This is a genomic window from Enterococcus sp. BWR-S5, from assembly GCF_016745255.1.
In the GTDB taxonomy this organism is placed as follows: Bacteria; Bacillota; Bacilli; order Lactobacillales; family Enterococcaceae; genus Enterococcus_L.
Genome location: NZ_JADOEQ010000003.1, coordinates 61,768 through 86,711, shown reverse-complemented (window position 1 = coordinate 86,711; position 24,944 = coordinate 61,768). Strand labels below are relative to the sequence as shown.

Below are 24,944 nucleotides of genomic sequence, written 5' to 3'. Positions count from 1 at the left end.
CCTAGCCTTCCTCTAAATCATCAAGTAAGGATGCCGCTTCATTGTCTCCCGGTTCATGGGTCAGATAATGCTGCAGTATCTCTTTTGCTTCTTTCAACTGCCCCTCTTCTCTCAGAAAAATACCATATTCCTTCAAAAAGTCCGGTTCATGAGCAAGCTCTTGATAGGCTTGCTTATAATGCAGCTTCGCTTGTTCAAACTCTTCCAGTTCATTATACGCATTCGCTAAATTCCACTCTGCATAAGGATGTCCCGTTTCTTCCATTCCTGACAGTATCTCAACAACATCATCAAATCGTTCTTCTGTTCGGTATAAATTACTTAGCGTCAATAAGCTTTCGTCTACTTTCTCACCAAGGGCAACAGCCTCTTTCAACAGCTTTTCTGCTTTCTCCGCATCATGTAGTCGGTAAGCATTTTCTGAAGCCAACTGATAAAGGTCCACTTGAAACGGATTTTCTTTAATTCCTTCTTCCAGTACCGTTTGTGCTTCTTCAAGCAGTTCCTCTTCCTGTAACGCTTCGCCCAAGTATAGATACAGCGACTGATACTGGGGATTTAACGCTCTCAACTGTTGGAAAAGAATAATCGCCTTTTGATTCTCATGCATTTGAATATAAGTGAACGCCAGTTGGAATAAGCGATCATCTGTCTGTTCTTCTTTCAAACTATTTTCTAAAAATGGAACAGCTTCTTCAAAATGCCCCATCATACTATAGCTTGTACCCAAGCGCTCATTGATTGATATACCTGAAACCTCTTTCGTTTCATGTTCTTCTATTAGACGTGTATATTGCTCAACTGCTTCTGCAAACTGACCGTTCACAAAATACAGCTCCCCGCGGGCAAAGATAATCAGCGGCTCATCAGGCAATAGCTGCTCCGCTTCCTTCAGCTTTGCTTCACTAACTTCAGGAATGCCCATAACCTGATACAAATCAGCCAACACCAGCAAACTTTGAACATAGCTGGGACTATCTTTGGATACCAGCCCCAAGTAGTCAAGCGCCTCATCAAACTGATCATTTTCGATGGCTATCTCCGCCAACGGCAAATTCAACCCATCAGCATCTGGGTAGTCAATAACAAGCTTTTGAAAGATTTGCTCGGCTTCCTCCAAGAAACCAATCGAAAGCAGCTCCTCTCCCAGGTCAGCCAGCGTATCGCCATCATCGCTTCGCAGTGCCTCCTGTAGTAATAATTGTGCATCTGCTAAATTCTCACTGTGTAATGCTTGAAGCATCTTTTCACTATAGGTCATCTCTTCACGTTCCTCTTTTTATGTTTTCTATCATTTTTTTATACTCGTCTATCGTCTGAAGCAGTTCCTCTGCATCAAAATATTCTTTTCCGCCGGGAACACCAATATCTTGTAAAACCAACGCTTCACCATATTCCTCTGCACAGTTCAACAGCTCCTGGACATAATCACTTACAAAGATTTGATCCGGAAATTCAATGGGATAGCCCAAGCGAATCAGCCAAATCAAAAAATTCTTGATGTGAAAGGAAAATCCTGTTTTTTGTTGTGACCAAAGCAGCTGAAGCAAACTGCCAAGCAAACGTTTCATATAAACTGACAGCAGATGTCCACCGTCAACTGTATAAAAGGCTTGTTCGAACAAATGGCCAAAACCGCGTACCAGCTCTTCATCCTGTTGATAAAAGTTAAGTAATGATCCTATCAAACCGTTGAAAGACTGCTGCTCCAAACGGCTTCGATCATTAAAATTCTTATAAAGCTCTCGTAAAAATTCGTGGCTGCAAACCAATGCGCATTCCACAAAAATTAGAAAATCAATCAGCTGACGATCCCCTTCTTTTTTAATCATAGTTTGATCGTAGACAATCCGTTGAGCCAATGAAGACACAGCCAGCGCTTCTTTATGTCTTAACTCAATGAATCCTTTGCCTGTTAATGACTCACTCAACGATTGTAAGGAAAGAGGCATCAGCCATAATTCAGTTGTCAGAACTGTCGTATGAGCCACAAAAGCGGAGAGATTCATCACGCCTTCATTTCCCAAACCAACCAGCAGGTAATCTTTTTTTTCAGGAAAACTGGCGATAAATGACAATAGTGCTTCCAGCTCTGAAAAATTGTTGCAGTGACTGTCATTCTTGCAAATATACCAGTCTAAATCCTGCCGTTCGTTGAACAGCTGAATCAGTTTATCAGAAAACAAATCATAATATCTTTGATTCGCAATCAAAAGGATATGTCTCTCTCCCAATGCTTCATTTTTCAAAAGAGAAGCGACTGTCTCTCCATAAACAACTTGGCTGTGATGATCGTCTTTCTCATAAACAAATTCCATGCGACACCTCCTTGATATATTTTACCATTTTTTCTTTACAGCAGACATTGCAATGTCCTGAAAAATGTCTGTATATATCCATTCTCTGTAAAATCAAGAAGCCTATCCATCTCCTGCTTTCATATTCCCCAAAAATCCTTTATTTATATAGGGACTTTCAACTATAAAGGAAAATCAGAAAAAAGCAACTACTCAAATTTAAATCGTTTGTCGTTCCTCTAGCTGCCAATTATATAAAAATAACTAAATAAAATATAAATAAATCTTTTTGTAAAGTTAAGAAAACTTAAAATATTTTCTTATTGTTTATTTTACTATTTTTATAGAAAATACACGAATGATTTGATAGTTTTACGCGTTAACGGATATAGCAGCTAATCATTCTATCAGAAAAGAGGAGCACTCGGATAACCAGTGCTCCTCTTTTTATACTCACTGCCAACTACGGCTGTCCATCCATTCAGCTCCTATTACACCCACCATCGGAACGCGTTCATCGGCTAGTAAAGCTGTGAACTCTTTTGGGGAAACGAGTAGTGTCGCTTGAGTAATAATTACTCCATTCTCTTTTACATAGTCTTTTGCCTCAGCTAAAGACTGATTGTGTGTTTTCAGTTCGCCAATAACAGAGACATCATCCGATTCCATTGATTGAGCGGCGTAAACTGTTGGATTAAAGACCTGTTCAATCTTTTCGCCAAGCTCTTCATTATCCAATAAATAGTTCAACATAGAGAGATAATATTGCTCCAGCATTTCAGGATCTGAATTAATCATAACTGCCCCATTTTGAATCAGGTGGGGATATTCCTTATTTATTGCTCTTATCTGTGCCATATTCATCCACGAACGCCCATCACCATAGCCTCTATAGCTATTATTAAAGCGAATACCAAATGTAGACATTCCTGCTATATCATATTCTGATGAAGCAACGCCAACGGTAAGCAAACGCTGAAGCTTGTGGTCCAACACTAAGCTCTTGATATCTGCTAAGCTTGTTTGACTATAACTATCGAAATGTAGATTTACCTTCATAATTGCTGTTTCAGGCAATTTACTAACCTTTTCTTTCAAGTCCTCCAATTCCTGATTAGGCTGTGCTCCAAACATTTCTCTAGTAGAATAGGTCCTATAAGAATATAACGGGGCTTCCACTACTCCGGAAGTCGCTTGTCTCTCAACTTGTCCGCGCTTTAAAACAACGGCCTGAACCTTTGCTTCATTTTTCAGTACATCATAGTAATTATATCTTAATAGATACGACCCAATGCCTGTTTGTTCAATCTGAATATCTTCCAAAGTATCTCCCGTAATTAACACGGCATTATCAATCTTTTGATATAGCTCATAGTCACTGTAAGTTTCTGCCGTTCGCCCTGCTGTTGGATCAAAATACAGCTTATTAAGCAGAGGTCGCCCTAAGCTCCAGCCTCCAATCAAGATAATTAGGAGGATGAATCCGGTAATAAAACCATGCTTCAACCACTTCCTGCGAACAATGTTTCTAACTGTGACAGTTGAGCTTCCTTCAAAATCCGGCGTATTATTAAGAGAGGGAAGCTCTTCAGAATCAAACAAGTATTCTTGAAGAGCTTCTGCTTTTTCAAGTTCCCTTTCTACATACGCCTTTTCCTCGTCATTTACCTGCCCCCATTTGTATCTCTCCAACAACTGTTTAAAGTCTTCTGAATCCTTCATTGAGCAATACCTCCTTTAGTTTCTTTCTTCCACGATACAGAATTGTTTTTACTTGATTATTGTTCATTCCAAAATAATGAGCAATTTCTTTTACAGACATCTCTGAGTAATAATAATGGAAAATCACTTCTTTATAAGGAGAAGCCAATGCTGCAATCAGTGATGCCAGTCTTTCCTTACTTTCCTGATTGATTAGCTCTTGCTCCGTGTCTTCTTGGTTCCATAGAGTTTCTTTTATTCGATGGAACACATCCGTTTTCCACCGCTTGCGTTTTCGTTCAGAGTCAATAAAATCATTACGAATGACACGCAACAACCAAAACTTTTGCTGCTCTTCTGAAATTTTTTCAATGTTCAGCAAAAATTTATAGACTGCATTTCCAACCAAATCATCCGCCTGTTCCCGATTTTTTGTCAGATAAACAGCATAACGGAAAAGCTCTTCATAATACTGCTCAAATACCAACCCAAATTTCTCTTTTTCATTCATTTCAAGCCTCCCTTTACACTATATACGAATAGATTTCAAAAAGGTCACAAACTTCTGCAATTTTTCTCATTTTTTTTAAGCGCTCATGTTCAATTGTTGCAACACCTCATTAATTGTGCTGCCAACAGCTTCCTTTTATAACCTTCAAATATCACACCACTATTGAATCATAAAATAACCTATGCTATTCTAAATAGAGAAAGGAGGCTGAACATGTCTAAAGCAAGCTTTATTGCTTCTCTTCTTCAACAAGGAAGATTTGTTGAGAAGTACAAAGAAGCAGGAAACTCGATGCTGCCGCTACTGAAATCCAACCAGCCAGTTAGCTTAGAGCCAATCACAGATGACTCTGAATTAACTGTAAAGGACATTGTTTTTTGTAAAGTCAAAGGAAACTACTATACTCACCTTATCTCTGCGATACGTACAAGAAACAATCAGGTAGAGTATCAAATTTCAAATAACCATGGATTCGTAAATGGATGGGTTAAGCGAAAAAATATATTTGGCAAAGTCGTAAAAATTTGGTAATCTTACCAGATTTTATTTTTTTGCTTTCCTGACAGCCCCAGTCTGCTATTTTTCTTCAAATCTGATAATAATTCTCCCTGATTTATCAAACCAGACATAGTTCTCTTACTAAAAACGAATTTATCATTCGAAGTGACAAAATAAAGTACATATGATATCTATTGAAATACTCAGACCTTTGAGTCGTTGGAGGGTTAGCTTGAGTCTCATCCGCAAACACGTCGATTTGCAACAACTAGTGATATTCTCTGATAAATAGACGACAAAAAGCAATGATGTGCTGTGACAAACAGATCCTCATTGCTTTTATCAAGTGATTTCTTTCTTTGAAGCGATACAGTTGAATAATTCTCAGACTTTTAGTGAGACCAAAACCGAACTGATACCTTAGCTACAGTCTTTTGAAAACCTCTCTATTATTCTTTCTTTTCGCCTTTACCGGCAAACACGCCCGTAACACCTAAAGCAGTGCCAATTGCCAAACCGATTGCCAAATTATCAAGCAATAGGCCAAATATCAGACCCAATGAAATACCTATCGCCAAAGAACTGCCATCGTCCTTCTTCATTCCATTTTCCTCCTCGTTTTAGGACACCAAATAAGATGACCTATTTTCTTCAGCCTGCGCTCGTTTTCTATCAACTATAGTCTTCCTACACTCTCTATGGTACCATTAATACGAAATAGAAAGGAGGTTACTTATTATCTATTCTGAAGAAATACTTAAAGAAGCCCATCATTACTGCACTAGAAATAAACCGTCTCTTGATACAACAGATAAATGCGGCTGCTTCTATTGTTTAAAAATATTTTCACCTGCTGAAATAACGTTCTGGCTAGATGAATTCCAGAGCAAAACAGCGATTTGTCCTTATTGCTCGATTGATTCTGTTATACCTGATATTGAAGAGCTTAGGATTTCGGAGGCGTTTCTTGCTGCCATGCATAAATACTGGTTCTAGGGAATCCCCCAAACAAAAAGATCATAAATGAGGTGTGTTAAATGACTATCCAGCTTAATCTATTTCTAGCGTTATTATTACTTGCCTATCCGCTCTTTGCATTACCGGGCATTCTGCGTTCAAAAAAGGAAAAAGGGAAATATTTTTCTGATCCCAGATTTCTAATTCCTAAATATCAAGGAAACGGAAACAGTCTGAACATGCATAATGTGTTTGGTTTCACGCTAACCTTGATACTGGGACTGACCCTTCTGATTACCAGCTTAATTACCTTGTTTTAATAATTAGCGAGTACAATTCACATCGCCTAATGATTCCTGACTCCCCAATAACAGCTTCATAAGAATCATTGAAACTGTTTCTCTTTTATTGAAACAGCTTTTTGAATTTTCTTTAGACCATTCTCCGCTTCAAGCTGTTCCATTTTTCTCTATACATTTTTTGTTGGTTGCATGTTCACCGTTAATAAACTTTTCTGTATACGTATTCTCATCTATCCTATCGCTTCAGGTCTTCATTAAAAATTTGGATGATTTTTGCATAGCCAACTATTCTTGCGCCTTCTTGAAAAGAAATTCGTTGCCCTACCTCCAAAGAATGTCTATAAGATGGCGGATCAATAAATTTTATTGTTCCCAAAACGGTTTCCCCTAAGGCTACCCACTCCTTTTCGTAGTACGTATGGCGACCACAGGTTAGATAATCCGGTTTTATTAAATGATCCGGTCGATAACCACTCTTCGTGGGAGTTTTTCGACCACCTTCCTCTGTTGTCAAAAAACGAAATTCTGCTTCTACATCCTCATTCTGCAGCAAATAATCCCCTCCTTTACAATGTGAAGCTACATAAGCTTTCTTTTATTCATTACTGAAATTACATATGTAAAAACGTGACATCCAGCTTCCTTCTTCCATTTTATCAGTCAGAATAAAATCTATGTACTTTTTCGTAATATAAACTTCTATCACCATAACTATTCATAGAAACAAAAAAGAACCCTTGAAAATCAAGGGTTCCCATAACTGTCCTATTTAACAGCATCTTTCAACGCTTTACCTGGTTTGAACGCAGGTACTTTACTTGCAGCGATTTGGATTTCTTTACCAGTTTGTGGGTTACGTCCTTTACGTGCAGCACGCTCACGGACTTCAAAGTTACCAAAACCGATTAATTGAACTTTTTCACCTTTAGCAAGTGTTTCTTGGATTGTTGAAAATACAGCATCTACCGCTGCAGTTGCGTCTTTTTTAGTTAAACCAGTTGAAGATGCAACGCTTTCGATTAATTCCGCTTTGTTTGCCATGGATTATTTCACCTCCTCCATAAGGATAGGATGCCTAAAATAGACATCAAATGTATTTTATCTCTGAGTGGTCCAAAGGATAAAATATAAATATTGAATTGGATCAATATTCTTTAACAAAGATATCATAGGAAGCTAGTAATAGCAAGGTTTTTAACACGTTTTAAGCAGATTTTTTCTTAAAAGTGTGTTTTCTCTTAATATGTTTGAACATTTACCAAAAGTGTGGTAGAATGCACTATTTTCGTCTTCTAGGGATAATTTTGATTGGTGTTCCTTCAAACGTAAAAGCATTCCGAACTTGATTTTCTAAAAAGCGGGAATAAGAAAAGTGCATTAGTTCTTCTTCATTCACAAAAATGACAAAGGTTGGCGGCTTAACGGCTACCTGTGTTGCATAGAAAATCTTCAATCGTCTGCCCTTATCCGTCGGTGTAGGGTTGATGGCCACAGCATCCATAATCACATCATTTAGTACCGCTGAAGGGATACGCAGATTTTGATTCATACTAACTGTTTCAATCATCTCCGGAAGTTTGTTCAAGCGTTGCTTGGTCAGCGCTGAAACAAAGACAATCGGCGCATAATCCAAATAACGAAACTCATCACGAATCTCTTGTTCAAACTCACGCATCGTATTTGTTTCCTTTTTGATTGTGTCCCATTTATTAACGACAATAATCACACCACGACCTGCTTCATGGGCAAAGCCTGCTACCTTTTTGTCCTGCTCTCTGATTCCTTCTTCCGCATTCAGAACCATCAAAACAATATCAGAACGCTCAATCGCACGCATGGCACGCATTACGCTGTATTTTTCCGTAGTTTCATAGACTTTCCCACGTTTACGCATTCCCGCTGTATCAATCATCAAGAACTTCTGTCCATCGGCTGATTCAAAATACGTATCAACGGCATCTCTAGTCGTTCCCTCTACCTCTGAAACAATTACGCGATCTTCGCCTAATATTGCATTGATTAAAGAGGACTTGCCAACATTTGGACGACCAATCAAACTGAACTTAATCAGTCCTTCTTCTTCCTCTTCTACCTCTGTAGAAAAATGCTTAACCGCTTCATCCAATACATCACCAATACCCAAACCATGACTTCCTGAAATCGGGAATGGTTCACCTAAACCTAAGGAATAGAACTCATAGATATCTGCGCGCATTTCCGGATTATCTACCTTATTCACTGCTAAGATTACCGGTTTCTTACTGCGGTATAAAATTCTAGCTACCATTTCATCTGCATCTGTGACGCCTTCACGTCCACTGGCTACCAAAATAATCACATCTGCTTCATCAATCGCAATTTCCGCTTGATGCTTAATTTGATCCATAAAAGGTTCATCGCCCAAATCAATCCCACCAGTATCAATAATACTGAATTCTCGACCCAGCCATTCCCCTTTTGCATATATTCTATCTCTTGTAACACCTGGCGTATCTTCTACGATTGAAATACGCTCGCCGGCAATACGGTTAAAAATTGTCGATTTCCCAACATTTGGACGACCGACAATTGCTATTGTTGGATTTGCCATTCTAAAACTACCTCCTTGACAGTTTTCAATCTTGTTTAGTTTACCTCATAATTCAGTGAATATGCAAGAAAAACTCAAGGAAAACCAAACATTATCCCAGCTTTTTCACCATACTCTTATCCGAAAGTGAAAATTCAGAGAAACCCAGTTTTTTATATACCGGATATCCTAAAGCTGTAGCCAGTAATTCGACCTTATCAAGCTGAAGTTTTACAGCTTCATCAAGCAACTGCTGAACCAATTTCCCTGCAATTCCTTGGTTTCGATATTCTTGTTCTGTATAAACGTTAAGGATGGTGCCTGTTCGTCCATGTTTACGCTCAGGATGAGGCAAACGCTCTGCAATTTCAAGAAAGGCAACTGCAACCAGCTGATTGTCTTTTTCTGCATGCCAACTGATTAAGGTATCATCCAAATGCTCAGCCAGGAATGCTCTTGTTTGTTCTTCAAATAATCTTTGCTCTTCTTCGGTGAACATATGATTTTCTTCAAAAAACCTCCGCCTCAGTCGAGCTAATTGGGCGTTATCAGTATGCGTACTTCTTCTTAACTGTATCATGCTTGTTCCTCCAATATCTCAAGAAAATATCTTTGCAGCTTTTCTTCATAAACTGTTTTCATTGTATTGTAAACACCGAAAAAGTCATCCTTCAGCGAAGTCAATGACAGAGTCAGTGTTTGAATCTCTTCGTCCTTCATATGGAAAAGCTTAGAGGGATAGACTAGTAAATCAATCTTCTTGCGATTATCTAAAGTATAAGGAATCAGCTCTACAAAAGTAAAATCAGCAAGCATGCTTTTCACATTATTGATATAGACATAGTTATCCTCTGAAAGGATAGCCACGTTCAGCTTAATACTCTTTTGATGCTCCTTCAGCGTTGGTAAAATCAACTGTGACATAATCAAGCTCATGTCATTCAGGCAGCCATCTTGCCAGTTGCTGCTAAAGGGATAACTTTCAATAAATCCATATACCCTACTATAAATAATAGGGAAAATAACTTCATCCCCTTCAATAACTTCACGTTGCACCAGACTAAAAAAAGGAATTCTTTGTCTGAAGATCATGTAGTTGAAAAGAATATTGACAAGGTTTGCTTCAAGTAAGGTGATTCTACCCGGATTCGGATAATTCTCAAGTAACGGATGAAGAACTTTTTTATTGAACTCAGTAAAAAACTGATACATGTCGCTGGAACGATGCTTCAGCTCATCTCTGGATACATCAAAAAGCGGGTCATCTTCAAATGAATAGGTCGGCCCATAAAAGGCTAGGAATGCTAAAAAACGTGCTTCTTTTTCAGCTGTTTCTTCTGATAAATCAAACAGCTTTTGTAAAGGTTGGAAGTTCCCTGTATAGTTCCCTGCTATCAAAATGTCATACTCTTTTTTATCCTCAACCGTATGCCCTTTTGCTAATCGCCTGTACATAATCTCACCATGAAGCTGCCTTAGTTTGTCACTATATCGGTAAGAATCAGACGTTTTCGGAGGAAGCAGCAGGATTGGATCGAAGGCCTGACCAATTTCCTCAATGGTGCAAAATTCTTCTCTGAACTCATCGCCAAAGCTGCAATTCCAGATAAGATAGGTCATTATAATTCGAATCAAGCGTTCATCTCCGATAATTCTAACGGAAGAAATAATCACATGAATATCAAATCGATCCAAGTAAGAAACCAGTCCTTTTGTATTCCGTCTGGTGTAAGACTCACTCACATTATGTGTTTCACAAAAAGCTTCAATGCTTTCTTCTTCCTCCGATAACAAGGCAATTAGAAATTTGTAGCTGATACTATTCTTTAGGATGTATGTCACATAATAATCTAAGAAAATCCATTTTGAGGAAATCACTACTTTTCCATCAAATAAAATACTAAGTTTTTTTTGTGTCAGCTCTTCAATATCTTGATGAATGTCATCTAAAATTGCGCCCAAGCGATTGTATGAGAAAGAAAACTCTGCTACAAGTCCATTCTTACTATAAACACCTTCCGGTAAAGAGGTAAGCAACGCATAAACCTCTATTTTTTCCCGTTCGTTTTTATTCAACATTGTTTCATAAATCATTTTATTTACCAACTTTCAAAAATAAATTTTACTATTTTGACATTTCACAATTATTTTTTTATAGAAGTATTGAATAGTCTGCATCCCTACGACTTTTCTAAAAAAAGGAAATATTTTCTCCTTATTTGAAAATCATTCGATTATTCCTTATAATTACTGATAGAATAAAAGAAAAAGGAGGCTCACTATGATCTACTCGGAATTCGATAATCCATCCATTCCTAACGGTCCGTTACCCCTAGGCATGGAGTGTGTCTATTATTCTAAGGATATCAGAAAAACATTGTCATGGTTCAACACTGTTTTAGGATGGCTAACAAAAATTGAACTGGAAGACGATGCACAGACAATTACATATGCAATAGCTTACACTGTTCCATATCAACATTTCTCAACTATTGGTGACATTCAGCCAAAAGCTAAGGTTCATATTCTTCAAGGAGAGCCTCGTCAGGAAATCGTCTCTATCATCCCAACAACAAAACTGAAAAAGCTTGTTGATTCAGTTAACAAGGTTACTGAAGAAACGATCACCATTCAACAGGCCGAAAACGGCAATTTATACGCTCAGTTAATTACAGTCGATGGCTCCATTTTAACATTTTATCAAGAAGCTTCATACAATGATTTGTAATATAAAAACAACATGAATAAATAGGTGACAAAATAAAAATAAAGAAGCAGTTAGACAATAACACGTCTCAGCTGCTTCTTTATTTAAAAAAAACGTCAGGACAGAAACAAGTTCTGTCCTGACTCTTACTTTTTATTCGTCAGATCCTTGACCTTTTAATTGGTCGCCAAGAATGTCGCCCATTGTGAAACCTGTGCTTTCTTCCGGCATTTCATATGTTTCAGTTTCTTCTTTCGGTTGTTCCTGAACTTCCGGCTTCGCTTCCAAAGCTTTGATACTTAAAGCAATGCGGTGTTCTCCCTCATTGACTTCCAATACCTTCACTTTAATTTCATCTCCCTCATGAAGCACTTCATGCGGTGTAGCAATATGCTTATGAGAAATTTGCGAAATGTGCACCAGACCTTCTACCCCAGGAAAAACTTCCACAAAAGCACCGAAGCTTGTCAGACGTTTCACCGTTCCATCAAGAACTGCACCGGCAGGAGCTTTTTCAGCGATATCTGACCAAGGTCCAGGCAATGTTTCCTTGATAGAAAGAGAAATACGCTCTTCATCAGGATTGATTGACAAGATTTTAACCTTCACTTCATCGCCAACATTCAATACATCACCAGGCTTCTCAACATGCTGGTGTGCAATCTCAGAAACGTGCACCAAGCCATCAATACCGCCCAAGTCAACAAAAGCACCAAAGTCAGTCAATCTTGCTACTTTTCCTTCAACAACATCTCCATCGTGAAGATCAGCAAGGATTTCTTTCTTATGCTCTTCTTTCTCGGCTTCAACAACTGCTTTATGAGATAAAATCAAACGATTTTCAGAAGGTTCAATCTCAATAATCTTAAATGTCATTGTTTTCCCTTTATACTCAGAGAAATCATCAACAAAATGGTCTTCGACCATTGATGCAGGAACAAAGCCGCGTACACCAACATCAACAACTAAGCCGCCTTTTACAACATTTGTAACTGGGGCTTCGATGATTTTTCCAGCTTGGAAATCTTTCTCAATATCTTCCCAAACTTTTTTCGCATCTAAGCGGCGTTTAGACAACAGATAGCTACCATTTTCCTTGTCCTTACCGATTGATGTGATTACTACCAGATCCAGAACATCATGTAATTTCACAAAATCATTGATGTCTTCAACCTGTGAAGTAGATAATTCTTTTGCTGGCACAACACCCTCAACACCGGCACCTTCAATCCCGACAATAACCTGCTTGTCTTCGATTGCTAAAACCTCGCCCTTAACGATGTCGCCAACATTCACTTCTTGAAAGCTGTTCAACGCATCTTCCATTGTTACATTGCTGTTTTCTACTTGCTTCTCTTCTGTCATGAACACTTATCCTCCTATACACCAACAAAAATTCGTTAATAATGACTTGTTTCTTTAATATTAAGGGATTTCGAGCAAAAAATAAAGCGATTTCTCTTAAAATATCATATTTTATTTAATCTAAACCTAATTTTTCTGAAATCACTGCTTCAATTGCCTCAACAACTTCAGAAATTGACATCCCTGTTGTATCGATTCGAACAGCATCCTCAGCTTGAACAAGAGGCGATACTTCACGCGTTGAGTCAATACGGTCTCTTCGTTCAATTTCTTTTTTCAGTGTTTCAAAGTCTGTTTCAATTCCTTTAGAGATATTCTCTTTGTAGCGTCTTTCTGCACGTTCTTCCACACTGGCTACTAAAAATATTTTTACTTCAGCATCAGGTAAGACAGTTGTTCCGATATCACGGCCATCCATAACAATGCCGCCCTTTTTACCAATGGTCTGCTGCAGCTCTACCAATTTCTCACGGACCTCGCCGTGAGCAGCGACAATAGACACAGAGTTTGTGACATCCTGTTGACGAATCGCTTCTGTCACATCTTCCTCATCAACAAATACTAACTGACCGTCACTTTGCTGCTTAAAAGAAATCGAATGTTTTGAAAGTAGCGCACAAAGAGCAGGTCCATCTTCCAAATTCGTTTTAGAGCTGATAGCTAAATAGGTGACTGCCCGATACATCGCACCGGTATCACAATAAATATAATTCATTTTTTCTGCTAATATTTTAGCAACTGTACTTTTTCCGGAAGATGCCGGACCATCAATAGCAATACTTATCTTTTTCATCATTCTCTCCACTCTCCAAAAAAGCTGAACAGTTCATAACGCCATTCGTTGACTGTTCATCTAAAATATGCAGCACTCTCAGTATCCAAGTTAGTAGACTGCGCTGCTTTTATTTATCTGCGGCTTCCATCAGCCTTCTTCCCCCAAAAGGTCAATACCGATGAAAAAGCCCCTGTATCCAATAGTAAGGACTGAGATAATGTAGCTATCCCAGTCCTGCATTGTTTTTATACTTCTTATTGTACTCGCAATGAATCTCCCGGATGCAGAACAGCATCTGCTGTTAATCCATTCAATTCTAGAATCTGTTCTACGGTCACACCATATCGTTCGGCAACCTGTCTAAATCCTTCACCAGCTTGGACTTCCGCGTATACAGCATCCGTCTCCGCTTCCGGTGTTGCATTTGGATCCTCTACTGATTCTTCAGGAGTTGCATTTGGGTCTGCTGCAGACGATTCCTGTGGTGTAGATGAAGTCGGAGCTGAGCTTTCCTGTGTAGAAGAAGCTGCGATTGATGATGTTGTTGTTGCTGTACCACCTTTGTTTTCGCTTGGCTTATCTCTTGCTACCCACCAAAAAGTTCCTATAGGTAAGGCAATGATCATTAATAATAAGAAAACCAAGATCGTCAAAAAGACTGTATTTCCTTTTTTGTACTGTCGTTTTTCGATTCTTGAGTGTCCGGCATCATCCTTAGTATCATAAATAGATTGTTCCCAAGGTTCATGCGCCTCAGTTGGTTTATTGTTATTTCTTTTGCTCACTGTCTTTCCTCCTAAAATCGTATCGTTTGATATTATAACATAGCTTGCTTGTGTATGCAGAGATAAAAAGCGGATTATTTTTCTTCTTTAAATAATCTTATTAATATATCCTGCCAATTTTGTCTGGATTTTTCTTCTATGTGCCCATCTTCTTCTGCTATCTTCATAATTAATCCGCAATTATCGCAGCACTGATTCTCTTCACTTTGTGCTGTTTCAGAAAAATACTGCATAATGAACCCGCGTCTACATTCTTTTGTGTGGATGTATTCCAACATCTGCGTGAGTTGATAATATTTTTCCCGATGCTTTTTCTGCAATCGTTCCTTTAAGACATCTAATGTGTAGGAGCCGCTCAGATAGCCTTGAAGCCATTTCTGCTGAATCTCACTCATTGACTCAATAAGCTCCGGAGAGAACTCACTGCCCCCATCTATCAGCTGCTGAAGCACCTTCAGCTCCTCTTGGACTTCATCTCTGAAAAATCGATGAATTGCTTCATCGCCATTTTTATATAATAGTATTACTGTTGCCGGAAGTCCGTCTCTGCCTGCACGACCTATTTCCTGTACATAGTTTTCCATGCTGGCCGGGCAATCATGATGAATGACAAAACGAATATCCGGCTTATCGATGCCCATACCAAAGGCATTTGTCGCAAATAACACATCGATTTCATTTCCAATGAACTGCTGCTGTATCTTACTTCGCTCACCCGCAGTCAGTCCTCCATGATAAAATGCCGTTCGAATCCCTGTTTGACTCTGAATAGTCATTGCCAGATACTCCGTCGTCTTCCTTGCAGTACAGTATACAATCCCTTTCCTGCGTTGCTTTGTCAGATAGTCTAAAAGCAAGGGCTCCTTTTCGTCTGTCTGCTCAACAATCAATGAAAGATTTTTTCGATTAACAGAATAGATAAACGAGCGGACAGTTAGTGCCTCTCTGAATAAATACTCTTTGATTTCCTCCTGCACATGCAGTGAAGCTGTTGCAGTCAGTGCCAATGTCAAAGGAAAGTCTAATTTTTTTAACACGTCTTTTATTTTAACATATTCTGGTCTAAAATCCACTCCCCACTGCGAAACACAATGGGCCTCATCAATGACGAAAAGAGACAGCTCCATTTTCATTAACCGCTCAAGAACCTCTTCCTTCATCAAAGACTCAGGACTAATAAAAATAAACTTATATTCATGAAAACGTGCCAAAACATACTGCTTATCCTCATAGGACAAAAAGCTGTTATAAGCAACCACCCTACGTTCTCCATGCTTTTGCAGCTGTCTAACCTGATCCTCCATCAAAGAAAGCAGAGGCGATATAATTAAGACTGTATGCGGCAGTACCTGCCCCATAAATTGGTAGGTAAGTGACTTTCCTGTCCCTGTTGGAAGTACAGCCAACGTATCTTCTCTATTTATCAATGCTTCAATAATTTCACGCTGCCCATCTCGAAACGACGGATAGCCAAAATGATGAAGCAATAGTTGCTCAAGCTCCATAATATTTCCCACGTTCTTTCTTGATTTGCACAATTTGATAGAGTCGGAAAGAAAAATAGTCCAGCTCAAACTGTTGCCTTAATTCAGCATAGCGCCAACTCTGGCAAGGTGGCGGAAGCTGTTGAAGCTGTATTTTAGTTTCTTCCGGCAGAAAATCCTCCAACATCTCTACTTCTTCACTCATTGCCATTTCTAGGAAGTGATCGTTAACGGTACTTGGCTTCATCTGTCGCATTTGAGCGATTTCCGTTAACGAGTAGCCGCTTTGCCATAGTTCCTTTGTTTGCAGCATGCTTTGATTTTTGTTCTTTTCCAGCTCTTCCTTTATCGCTCGTTGTAGAATAGCCGTTTGAGGCAAAGCTTCAATACAATGAAATAGATGGTGATAGGTATTCTTTCGATACATTGTTCGTTTGAAGCTATCTGCATCTGACAAAAGCTGTTGTTCTGCCTTCCCATTTATTTGGTAACCGGAAAATTGCTGAGCAATAAAATCAGCCTCTCCTTCAGATAATACTTCTAAAACACTTTGCCATTCCTTTCGCATGCTCAAACCAATTGCCTGCTTGTTAATTTCGGATACAAGAGCCTTCATTTTTACCTGATAGCGAGGCGAAGCCTCCAAAGGAATGTACTGTTTGTTTTGATAGGATAAATTCGATGCTACTTGTACCAAAAATTGCAGCATGCGCCACATTTCCTCTTCAGTTTTAGCGTATTTATACCCATCTAAATGGTTTATGTACGGAATAACAACCGCCTCTTGCTCAAGTAAATGCTGTCTCCCGGCATCTGTAATTTCAGCCTCCATTGTCTCTTTTTCCCAAACCAAAAAGCCCTGATCTGTCAACTCCTGCAGCAAGTGATAGAATGATTCTTCTTTTAGAGTAGGAAATAAATGAAAATAGGAAAAATTATCAAATAGGAAGCCGTTCATCAATACTGAGACGGTTCTTTTTCCTTTGAGTAAATGGTAAAGCGTGGATACTTTTATCTTGTAACCCTGCTTGAATAACGATAAAATGAATAGCGTCTTCATAGAATAAACCTTTCATAAATAAAATAAGATAGGAGCTGCTTGTTATGGAATGCAAGATTATTCCGGAAAAATGTATCGCCTGTGGACTCTGTCAGGTATATGCACCAGAGATATTTGATTACACAGAGGATGGAATTGTTCTTTTCCTAAATGATCCTGACACTGTATCCCTCTCAATTGATGACAAAGATGCCGCTGCTGTGACAACAGCCTATCGCAAATGTCCGGTTCGCGCAATAGAAATAAGAGAAAATACTTAGTCCGCTAAGCGGGAAGCCCAACGAATAATCATAGCAGCAACAATCCTTTGCTGCTCTTCATCCGTAATTTCCGCCTGTCCATCGCCTTTTTGCTTTCCATAACTGCCAAAGCCAGCATGGTTTCCTCCCTCTATTTCTTCAAATAGTGTATAGTCAGGAAGGTGTTCCTTTGCCTCTAGATATTTCTCTTCATTCAGCACTTGATCTTCTTCTGCTGTAATCGAAAGAACACTGCCATCAAAGCTTGATAAATCCCCATTCTTATCTGGATAGCTGGCTAAAAAGAAGACCCCTTTTAAACGTTCATCTCCCAAATGCTCATGAGCAAAGCGACTGCCAATCACGCCACCAAGTGAATGTCCTCCAATTATATAAGAAGTCAATTGCTTTTCCTCTATTATTTTCTCTGCACTGTTCTGCCCAAGAATCGCTAAATTCAATGGCTGCCTTAACAGATAAACATTGAAGCCGGCCGCTGCAACCTGCTCTGCCCAGATACTGTAGCTGGTATTCTCAACAAATGCTCCTTGATAGAATAAAATCGTTGGATTCTTCTGTTCTCCCTCAAAAAATAAAACATCCTTCTCTTTACTTGCAGATTCAGCTGCTTCAATTGCTGCAGCTGTCGGGGTATAGGTACTTCTCTGTACATAAAAAATACCAGCAAGAACCCCTATAATCATTACTATTCCTATGTAAATACTAAATTTTTGCCATCGTTTCATTTGCTTCATCTCTTCATTTCCCTTCTAATTCATCCAAGCCGTTTAGTGAAAAACAGCTCCATGGGCTGTTCATATCCCGGAATAGTGAGCAGTAAACCACCCGCATCCAGATAGCCAAGCTTTCTATAAAAATGCTGTGCTTCTTCATCCGCTTGAGTGGATGTCATAAGCATGCCATAACCCAGACTCAGCATTTCTTCCTCCCAAAACGCCATTAGCTTTGCACCATACCCCTTATGTTGGTGCGCATCATCAATAAACAGCATCGTACAAAATGGCGTATTATCCCAGAAAAGATTATACCTCAAAATCCCAATTGGTGTGCTCTCCTGTAACAACACATAGCCCATTCTATCTCTTATTTTCTTTTCAAACTCTTGCTTTGATAAATGATTGTCCAGAGAAAACCAAAATGCCTCATCTTCCTTTTGCACATATCTGATTGATATCATAATTAAGCCTCCATAAAATTAAGCTCATCACCATTGGTAAAACAAAATCAAAACTAAATGGTACAGGTTTGAAAGAACGATTCCAGTCCATGCTGCACACGACAGAATAAGCTACGCAATTTCTCTTAAAGAACTTGAATAGAATTCAAATGTGTACCTCCCCGACCATTGTCTTTTCCTATTTTATCAGATACACTAAAAAAAAGAAGTAAAACAGTTGGGAGGACAACAAATGTTGGAAATACCGGAAACCTATGCCTTTTCTGAACAGCTCCATTCACTGCTTAAAGGAAAGACAGTTGATTCAATCAAAAAACAAAGCTCTCCTCATAAATTTGCCTTTTTTAGTGAGGACACAGATTATGGCTTTTTTCTAAGCAATCAAAAAATTAACGCAGTCTATCCTGTAGCAGCCTATATCGTGATTGAATTTGAAGAACAACTGCGGCTTGTTTTTAGAGATGGTATTCGCTTTTACTATGCTGAAAACGAGACCGAACTGCCAAAGAAGCACCAGCTCTTATTGTGTTTTACTGATGGCACTTATTTAGCCTGCTCAGTAGCTATGTATGGTGCAATGCTACTCTATCCCGGTGATCAACACCCGACAGATATGTATTACCAAGCGGCGGCTGAAAAACCAGTTCCCTATAGTGAAGCATTTGATTTCACCTATTTCCAATCATTGATTCCCGAAAAACCAAAACGAATGTCCGTTAAGGCCTTTTTAGGTACTGAACAACGCATTCCCGGCATTGGAAATGGGTGTATGCAGGATATTTTCTTTTTATCCGGGCTTCATCCAAAAAGACCGATTGCTTCCCTTGAAAATGCGGAGTTGCAGCAGCTTTATCAGCAAACCATTCAGACGTTGACAAAAATGAGAGAAGCCGGTGGCAGAGATACTGAAAGAAATATTTTTGGTCAGCCTGGCGGTTATCAAACGATTTTATCCAAAAACACCTACAAGAATGGCTGCAAAGTCTGTGGTACTGATATTGTGAAGGAAAGTTATCTAGGTGGTACAATCTATTACTGCCCCGAGTGTCAGAAGCAATGATTCATTGATCCAGTCTGCTACCTGAAGACAACTAAAATCAAAAAAAGCCGTCCCTACTATGATTAGTAGAGACGGCTTTTTTTCATTCATCAATTATTGTTTATTTTACTCGGAGTGTTTCCCACACGAGTTTGTTTTTTATTTAACCACGGAAGTATCTGTGTATAGAAAATCATGAATACCGTACTAATGATTACACCTTTAATTAGGTTAAACGGAATGATTCCTACAGCAATATAGCTTTCCATTGACCTACCTAAAAATGACTGGGCTGTTACTCCGTATAAGCTCAAGTAGAGCGGAGTGATAACAAAGTAGTTTGCAATACTCATAAACGCGGTCATAGCTAAAATACCTGATGCAATCCCGGCAATCTTATTTCTCAATTTGTGTGTTCCCTTGTTGAAGAAGTAGAACATTGGCAATGTAAACAATGTCGTTGCCAAGAAGCTGGCAGCGTCACCAACCATATTTTGCGGTGATGGACCTGTTAACACTAAATGCAAAATAGAACGAATCAATGCTGTTACAATTCCGGCAAACGGGCCAAACAAAAACATGCTGACCATTACTGGAATGTCACTAAAATCGACCTTCAAAAAGGCCACTGACGGTAATAATGGAAAACCGAAAAATTGCAATGTTGCACCAAGTGCAGCTAACATCGCCACTACCACCATTTTTAATACTCTGCTGTTTCTCATTATGAAATCCTCCTGACAAGGATCCATCTTCAAACGAACCATTCAAACAAACAATTTTTCATAACGGACAAGCCCTAGATCCGTAAGACTATCTACCTCTTTCTGCAGAAAAAAACTCTATTTTTCTGCAGGGAAAAATAGAGTTAGAGTAATCTTATCTGAAAAAAAGCTATTCAAATAAGCCCTATCTTCTTTATCCAGACTGTACTGTCGGTATTGGAATTTCACCAATTCGGCTACTTTAAAAAGTAGGTCGTGGACTATAACCACCGGTCGGGAATTGCACCCTGCCCCTGAAGACGAACCTTTATTAAATTATGTTACAAGCACAATTATACATCATTCTCCACAGAATGCAATAGTTACGACTTTCACAAGTAGAAAAGCAGAACAAGCTTGGACAGCTTCCAAACAATGAGGCGAAACATGTCTCGTGATAAAGAGCACCACGTGCAGTTTCGCCTTAGTGTTGAGAGAAGCTAGACAAAGTAAAAAGCTGTACTTCTTGCAGTACCTATCGACAAATCATTCATAACTGTTTGTATCTATTTTGCTGGCTGCTTTCTCAAATTCCAAGTGACTGGCTTGAACCTTCTTTTCCTTTGGTGGAAAAGTCTGGTCAAATGCCTCCAAACCTGATTCATCCGGATACATCGCCGGTGAAAAATGGATACTGCCTGTTATGCCTTCCAAGGCACCCTCGTATAAAGGTAAAGCCATAATCCCAGTATAGAACTTTCCATCCGGCATCGAAATATGATACTTTTTCGTACCAACAAAGCCATATGGATGATAATGATAGGGATAGCCTCCAATGATAATCGCTGAGAATCCCAACTTCTTAGCTTCTTCAATGGAGTGCTCAATTAACAGACGACCATATCCCTGCCGATGGTACTTGGGTAAAATACAGACAGGTCCAAAGGAAATGACCGGATGCTCATTTCCAGCATCGTCGATAACCTTCGCTTTGGTATACATAATACTGCCGATTACTTCACCATCCAACTCAAGCACAAAGGTTAATTCAGGAATAAAATCTGACGAGCTTCTAATTGTGTGCGCCAGAAAATGCTCAGTCGCTCCTGGTACATATAAATTCCAAAAGGCTTCCCGAGTAATTTCCTCTACTCTTCTGTAGTCCTTTTCTTCTTCAAGTCTAATCGTAACAGTCATTTTTTTACCTCCTAGTTAAAACCTATGATTTTATCTCGTTCAGCAGACTGCTGATTTCTTTCTTGTTAAGACTGCGATATTCACCAGGTCTCAGCCCTTGAAGAGTTAAATTACCAAAACGTTCCCGTTTCAGCTTCTGTACCGGATAGCCCACTGCCTGAAGCATGTTTTTAACCTGATGATTTTTCCCTTCATGAATAGTCAATTCGATAATTCCAGTGCCGGTTTTCAAATCAACGGATAGAATCTGAAATTCTGCCGGTGCAGTTTTATAGCCGTTCACTCGCACACCTTTTCTCAGTGGTTGTAAATCATGCTTTTTAGGAACTCCCTTGACCTTAGCAACATAGACCTTGTTCACTTCGTGACTGGGGTGAGTCAGCTTTTGGGAGAAGTCACCATCATTTGTCAGCAGCAAAATACCGGAAGTGTCATAGTCCAAACGTCCAACCGGATAAATCCGTTCAACCACACTAGGGAAAAAATCTGTTACAACCTTTCTCCCCTTGTCATCTGAGACCGAAGAAATAACCCCTTTAGGCTTGTAGAACAAGTAATAGACATATTCTTCTTGGTAAATCGGCACATTGTCCACTTCAATTAAATCGTTGCTGCCAACCTTTGTGCCAAGCTCCTTCGTTACTTTCCCATTTACTTTAACTCTTCCTTGTTGAATATATTCCTCCGCTTTACGGCGTGAAGCGACACCCGCATGAGCGATTATTTTCTGCAATCGTTCCATTTATTCTTCCTCCTTGGTCTCTGTTTTTTCCTCAGTGGTTGCAGGCAGCTCTTCATCCTTGTAACGATCAAAAAAGAGATCCAAAGGAAGTTCTTCATTAATTTCTTCTTCCATTTGATGGATATCAGGCAGCTCATCTAATGCTTTCAGCCCAAAATAATCCATGAAATAGTCTGTTGTTCCATACAAAATTGCTCGACCGGGACCATCTACGCGCCCTTTTTCTTCAATTAATTGCTTGGCAGCTAATTTCTGAATAGAGCCGGCAGATTGAACGCCACGAATTTCATCTACCTCAACTCTTGAAATTGGTTGCTTATACGCAACAATTGACAGTGTTTCTAAAGCTGCCTGAGATAGATTATTAGCAATCGGTGATTGCGCATATTTTTTCAACAGCGGTGCAAAATTCTTTTTTGTAGAAAGGACAAACTGATTGCCCACCTCCAAAATATTTAGTGCAGACTGTTTATCCTGTTCATAACGTTCTTTCAACGCCTTTAGCAGTTCATAAGATTTCGCTGTTGACAATTCAAGCAGATAGGAGATTTCCTCCAGACTGATGCCCTCATCACCAACAACGAAAAGAATTGCTTCAATTTGACTCATTGTTGTCACGGTGTTTCCTCCAAATCATTTGTTGTTTCCTCTTCCAAGTCGTTATAGAGCAGGATGGAGCCATAATTGCATTCCTGTTCTACACGAACAAAATGCTTCTTCATCAGCTCGAGCAACGCCATAAAGGTTGTCACAATTTCCTGCTTCGAATAGGTTATAAAAAAAGATTCCAGTTTAATCGGCGTATCCTTTTTCAGTTGTTTGATTGTATCGGTAATCTCTGCAATCTTTACTTCAATTGAAACGTCTTCTCCGGCAACCGTTGTCTCCACAGGCTGTCGGCTTTTTCGTTTTTCAAGCATTGAATGAAAAGCAAGAAACAAATCAATCGTGTTGAGCTTATTCGGTTCAAGAAGCGGCTGTTCCTCTCTGTATTCATCAATGTCCATGGGTTCTTTTGTGTAATACAAGCTGCGTTCTGCTTCCTTTTCATGGAGTAAGCCGGCAGCGTACTTGAACTTGCGGTATTCCAACAGCTGAGCAACCAAAGCCTCACGCGGATCCTCGCCTTCAAGCTCTTCATCATCGACAACCTCAAGCTCCTGCTTAGGCAAAAGCATTTTACTTTTGATTGCCATTAATGTAGCTGCCATAACCAAATACTCACCGGCAACCTCAAGCTCCAAGGATTGCATTGCACGGATATAGCCCATATACTGCTCCGTAACTGCTGCAATAGGAATATCATAGACATCTATTTCCAATTTTTTTATCAAATGAAGGAGCAAATCCAATGGTCCTTCAAATACATCCAATTTTATATTGATTTCCTGCAAGCTGCTTCCAACTTTCTTGTTAAAAATCTCTGTTTCTTCTATTTCTGCTATTTTTATCTAAAAAACCTCAGCTGTCCTATAGCTCAGTTCTCGTGTTTAACTACTACGTTCAAAAACAACGCATTTTTTCTGTTTTTTAGGTGTTCAGCTATTTAGAGCTGACGCCATTTTTCCAGATAATCATTTGTTGCTGATGTGCCGATTATCTCAGCATCGGTATATTTCTCTTTTAACTCATCCAATACGTGAAAGCCTAAGCCTTCCCCTCTAAAGGACGGGTTAAGACTGATATCGTGCAGAATAAGCCGACTGCTCGATAGATACTCAATTCCCAGCAGGCCTTGGATGTTCTCTCCCTGCGCAGGAATCCAAAAGAACAGAGCAAGTTCTTCTTTCTGCTCGTACATATCTATTTCATTAAGTAAAGAATGATACTTTTCCATTTTATCATGAAAACTAAGAAGTCCAACTGCAATTTTCTGGTGTTCCTTTCGATAGGCTATCAGCATGTTCTTCTCTTCCCTTTCTAAGCTCTTGGAAAATGCTTTTTATAGACATCGGCCATTCGTTTCTTAGTGATATGGGTATAGATTTGTGTAGTGGAAATATCAGCATGCCCCAGTAATTCTTGGACGATTCTTAAGTCTGCCCCATTTTCCAATAAATGAGTTGCAAAGCTGTGTCTTAATGTATGCGGGGTAATGTTCTTCTGAATACCAGCCTCCTGTACAATCTGCTTCAAGTTTTTCCAGATACCCTGTCTAGATAAGGAACGACCATGATGATTAACGAAAAGCTGAGGGATATCCGCAGATGGCTTCACAAGGTTTGGCCGACCTTCCTCCAAATATTTTTCTATCCAATAAATCGCATGGTCTCCCAAAGGAATAATTCTTTCCTTCTCTCCTTTTCCAATCGTTTGAAGTAACCCAATGGATAAGTGAAGATCCCGCATTTTTAATTCAATCAGTTCAGTCACACGCAGCCCAGTGGCATACATCACTTCAAGAATCGCACGATTTCTAATACCTAGAGGCGTAGAAATATCCGGCGTTTCAATAAGCAGTGTAACTTCTTCAACAGACAACGTATCCGGAAGCTTCTGCGCCTTTTTGGGAGAGTCAATATGCTGCATCGGATCATGCTCAGTCTTTCTCTCCTGACGTAAAAACTGGTGATACCCTCTTAAGGTAGAAATCATTCGAATCACAGAAGCGGACGAACTCTTCTCCTCATGAAGCTTCTGCAAAAATTCCATGACAACAAATCGATCCACCTGTTCCCATTTTTCTACCTTTACCTGTTCCTTTAGAAAGTTGACATATTTGGTCAGGTCTCTTTCATAACTTTTTCTTGTGTTTAAGGACAACCCTCGCTCTATTTGTAAATAATGCAAATATTCCTTGATGTCCTCATCCAT

General features: G+C 39.2%; 29 protein-coding genes and 1 riboswitch. Of the genes, 5 read left to right on the top strand and 24 right to left on the bottom strand.

Annotated elements, in window-relative coordinates; all coding sequences use genetic code 11:
* Window position 1 precedes the first annotated feature (1 nt).
* The 4 genes from IW510_RS05175 to IW510_RS05160 form a co-directional block, all read right to left on the bottom strand.
* Entirely contained in the window at window positions 2-1,261 is a 1,260-nt protein-coding gene (locus IW510_RS05175) for a tetratricopeptide repeat protein (protein WP_202057582.1), read from the bottom strand.
* A 4-nt stretch (window positions 1,262-1,265) separates the two neighbouring features.
* Window positions 1,266-2,318, bottom strand: coding sequence for a hypothetical protein (locus tag IW510_RS05170; RefSeq protein ID WP_202057581.1), 1,053 nt, complete (start codon window positions 2,316-2,318; stop codon window positions 1,266-1,268).
* 432 nt (window positions 2,319-2,750) lie between these two features.
* Window positions 2,751-4,019: a hypothetical protein gene (locus IW510_RS05165; protein WP_202057579.1), complete on the bottom strand. Its 1,269-nt coding sequence runs from the start codon at window positions 4,017-4,019 to the stop codon at window positions 2,751-2,753.
* Complete coding sequence (locus IW510_RS05160; RefSeq protein ID WP_202057577.1) at window positions 3,997-4,509, bottom strand: RNA polymerase sigma factor; 513 nt, start codon at window positions 4,507-4,509, stop codon at window positions 3,997-3,999. The genes IW510_RS05165 and IW510_RS05160 overlap by 23 nt, the downstream gene beginning before the upstream one ends.
* A 213-nt stretch (window positions 4,510-4,722) precedes the next feature.
* On the opposite strand from IW510_RS05160, the gene IW510_RS05155 reads away from it, so the two are divergent.
* A complete protein-coding gene (locus tag IW510_RS05155) occupies window positions 4,723-5,040 on the top strand; it encodes a phage repressor protein (protein ID WP_202057576.1) in 318 nt (105 codons plus the stop codon).
* 416 nt (window positions 5,041-5,456) lie between these two features.
* Here IW510_RS05155 and IW510_RS05150 read toward each other — a convergent pair whose 3' ends face one another.
* Window positions 5,457-5,609, bottom strand: coding sequence for a hypothetical protein (locus tag IW510_RS05150; protein ID WP_202057574.1), 153 nt, complete (start codon window positions 5,607-5,609; stop codon window positions 5,457-5,459).
* Window positions 5,610-6,044: 435 nt separating this feature from the next.
* Between IW510_RS05150 and IW510_RS05145 the strand changes: the two genes are divergently transcribed.
* The gene (locus IW510_RS05145) at window positions 6,045-6,284 is read left to right on the top strand and encodes a hypothetical protein (protein WP_202057572.1); all 240 of its coding nucleotides are present in this window, start codon (window positions 6,045-6,047) and stop codon (window positions 6,282-6,284) included.
* A 217-nt stretch (window positions 6,285-6,501) separates the two neighbouring features.
* On the opposite strand, the gene IW510_RS05140 is transcribed toward IW510_RS05145, so the two are convergent.
* The 5 genes from IW510_RS05140 to IW510_RS05120 all read right to left on the bottom strand — a co-directional run bounded on the left by IW510_RS05140 (window position 6,502) and on the right by IW510_RS05120 (window position 10,929).
* A complete protein-coding gene (locus IW510_RS05140) occupies window positions 6,502-6,819 on the bottom strand; it encodes a hypothetical protein (RefSeq protein WP_202057571.1) in 318 nt (105 codons plus the stop codon).
* A gap of 212 nt (window positions 6,820-7,031) precedes the next feature.
* The gene (locus IW510_RS05135; protein WP_202057569.1) at window positions 7,032-7,307 is read right to left on the bottom strand and encodes an HU family DNA-binding protein; all 276 of its coding nucleotides are present in this window, start codon (window positions 7,305-7,307) and stop codon (window positions 7,032-7,034) included.
* A gap of 238 nt (window positions 7,308-7,545) precedes the next feature.
* Complete coding sequence (der, locus tag IW510_RS05130; RefSeq protein ID WP_202057567.1) at window positions 7,546-8,856, bottom strand: ribosome biogenesis GTPase Der; 1,311 nt, start codon at window positions 8,854-8,856, stop codon at window positions 7,546-7,548.
* Window positions 8,857-8,947: 91 nt separating this feature from the next.
* Window positions 8,948-9,415 carry a GNAT family N-acetyltransferase gene (locus IW510_RS05125; protein ID WP_202057565.1) on the bottom strand — a complete coding sequence of 156 codons (468 nt, stop codon included), beginning with the start codon at window positions 9,413-9,415 and terminating at the stop codon, window positions 8,948-8,950.
* The gene (locus IW510_RS05120) at window positions 9,412-10,929 is read right to left on the bottom strand and encodes a helix-turn-helix domain-containing protein (protein WP_202057563.1); all 1,518 of its coding nucleotides are present in this window, start codon (window positions 10,927-10,929) and stop codon (window positions 9,412-9,414) included. The genes IW510_RS05125 and IW510_RS05120 overlap by 4 nt, the downstream gene beginning before the upstream one ends.
* A gap of 187 nt (window positions 10,930-11,116) precedes the next feature.
* On the opposite strand from IW510_RS05120, the gene IW510_RS05115 reads away from it, so the two are divergent.
* The gene (locus tag IW510_RS05115; protein ID WP_202057562.1) at window positions 11,117-11,563 is read left to right on the top strand and encodes a hypothetical protein; all 447 of its coding nucleotides are present in this window, start codon (window positions 11,117-11,119) and stop codon (window positions 11,561-11,563) included.
* 132 nt (window positions 11,564-11,695) lie between these two features.
* Here IW510_RS05115 and rpsA read toward each other — a convergent pair whose 3' ends face one another.
* From rpsA to IW510_RS05090, 5 genes are all read right to left on the bottom strand, one after another.
* Window positions 11,696-12,907 (bottom strand): 30S ribosomal protein S1, encoded by a 1,212-nt coding sequence (gene rpsA / locus IW510_RS05110; RefSeq protein WP_202057560.1) that lies wholly within the window; start codon window positions 12,905-12,907, stop codon window positions 11,696-11,698.
* Between the two features lie 115 nt (window positions 12,908-13,022).
* Window positions 13,023-13,700 (bottom strand): (d)CMP kinase, encoded by a 678-nt coding sequence (gene cmk, locus IW510_RS05105; RefSeq protein WP_202057918.1) that lies wholly within the window; start codon window positions 13,698-13,700, stop codon window positions 13,023-13,025.
* Window positions 13,701-13,936: 236 nt separating this feature from the next.
* Window positions 13,937-14,467, bottom strand: coding sequence for an SAG1386/EF1546 family surface-associated protein (locus tag IW510_RS05100; protein WP_202057559.1), 531 nt, complete (start codon window positions 14,465-14,467; stop codon window positions 13,937-13,939).
* A gap of 74 nt (window positions 14,468-14,541) precedes the next feature.
* On the bottom strand, window positions 14,542-15,972 hold the full coding sequence (locus IW510_RS05095; protein WP_202057557.1) for a RecQ family ATP-dependent DNA helicase: 1,431 nt from the start codon (window positions 15,970-15,972) through the stop codon (window positions 14,542-14,544).
* Window positions 15,962-17,011: a helix-turn-helix domain-containing protein gene (locus tag IW510_RS05090; protein WP_202057555.1), complete on the bottom strand. Its 1,050-nt coding sequence runs from the start codon at window positions 17,009-17,011 to the stop codon at window positions 15,962-15,964. The genes IW510_RS05095 and IW510_RS05090 overlap by 11 nt, the downstream gene beginning before the upstream one ends.
* 44 nt (window positions 17,012-17,055) lie before the next feature.
* On the opposite strand from IW510_RS05090, the gene IW510_RS05085 reads away from it, so the two are divergent.
* Window positions 17,056-17,271 (top strand): ferredoxin, encoded by a 216-nt coding sequence (locus IW510_RS05085; protein WP_202057553.1) that lies wholly within the window; start codon window positions 17,056-17,058, stop codon window positions 17,269-17,271.
* Here the strand turns inward: IW510_RS05085 and IW510_RS05080 are convergent.
* Both IW510_RS05080 and IW510_RS05075 read right to left on the bottom strand, forming a co-directional pair.
* Window positions 17,268-17,996 carry an alpha/beta hydrolase gene (locus IW510_RS05080; protein ID WP_202057551.1) on the bottom strand — a complete coding sequence of 243 codons (729 nt, stop codon included), beginning with the start codon at window positions 17,994-17,996 and terminating at the stop codon, window positions 17,268-17,270. The genes IW510_RS05085 and IW510_RS05080 overlap by 4 nt on opposite strands.
* 29 nt (window positions 17,997-18,025) lie before the next feature.
* A complete protein-coding gene (locus IW510_RS05075; RefSeq protein WP_202057549.1) occupies window positions 18,026-18,448 on the bottom strand; it encodes a GNAT family N-acetyltransferase in 423 nt (140 codons plus the stop codon).
* A gap of 232 nt (window positions 18,449-18,680) precedes the next feature.
* On the opposite strand from IW510_RS05075, the gene IW510_RS05070 reads away from it, so the two are divergent.
* Window positions 18,681-19,508 carry a formamidopyrimidine-DNA glycosylase gene (locus IW510_RS05070; protein WP_202057547.1) on the top strand — a complete coding sequence of 276 codons (828 nt, stop codon included), beginning with the start codon at window positions 18,681-18,683 and terminating at the stop codon, window positions 19,506-19,508.
* A gap of 89 nt (window positions 19,509-19,597) precedes the next feature.
* Here IW510_RS05070 and IW510_RS05065 read toward each other — a convergent pair whose 3' ends face one another.
* From IW510_RS05065 to xerD, 7 genes are all read right to left on the bottom strand, one after another.
* Window positions 19,598-20,212: an ECF transporter S component gene (locus tag IW510_RS05065; RefSeq protein ID WP_202057545.1), complete on the bottom strand. Its 615-nt coding sequence runs from the start codon at window positions 20,210-20,212 to the stop codon at window positions 19,598-19,600.
* Window positions 20,213-20,394: 182 nt separating this feature from the next.
* Window positions 20,395-20,517, bottom strand: a riboswitch (FMN riboswitch).
* A 220-nt stretch (window positions 20,518-20,737) separates the two neighbouring features.
* Window positions 20,738-21,388, bottom strand: coding sequence for a GNAT family N-acetyltransferase (locus IW510_RS05060; protein ID WP_202057543.1), 651 nt, complete (start codon window positions 21,386-21,388; stop codon window positions 20,738-20,740).
* Between the two features lie 22 nt (window positions 21,389-21,410).
* A complete protein-coding gene (locus tag IW510_RS05055) occupies window positions 21,411-22,130 on the bottom strand; it encodes a pseudouridine synthase (RefSeq protein ID WP_202057541.1) in 720 nt (239 codons plus the stop codon).
* On the bottom strand, window positions 22,131-22,748 hold the full coding sequence (scpB, locus tag IW510_RS05050) for an SMC-Scp complex subunit ScpB (protein WP_202057539.1): 618 nt from the start codon (window positions 22,746-22,748) through the stop codon (window positions 22,131-22,133).
* Window positions 22,745-23,524, bottom strand: coding sequence for a segregation/condensation protein A (locus tag IW510_RS05045; RefSeq protein WP_202057538.1), 780 nt, complete (start codon window positions 23,522-23,524; stop codon window positions 22,745-22,747). Before IW510_RS05045 ends, scpB begins: the two co-directional genes overlap by 4 nt.
* A gap of 152 nt (window positions 23,525-23,676) precedes the next feature.
* A complete protein-coding gene (locus tag IW510_RS05040; protein WP_202057537.1) occupies window positions 23,677-24,033 on the bottom strand; it encodes a GNAT family N-acetyltransferase in 357 nt (118 codons plus the stop codon).
* 17 nt (window positions 24,034-24,050) lie between these two features.
* A complete protein-coding gene (gene xerD, locus IW510_RS05035; protein WP_202057536.1) occupies window positions 24,051-24,944 on the bottom strand; it encodes a site-specific tyrosine recombinase XerD in 894 nt (297 codons plus the stop codon).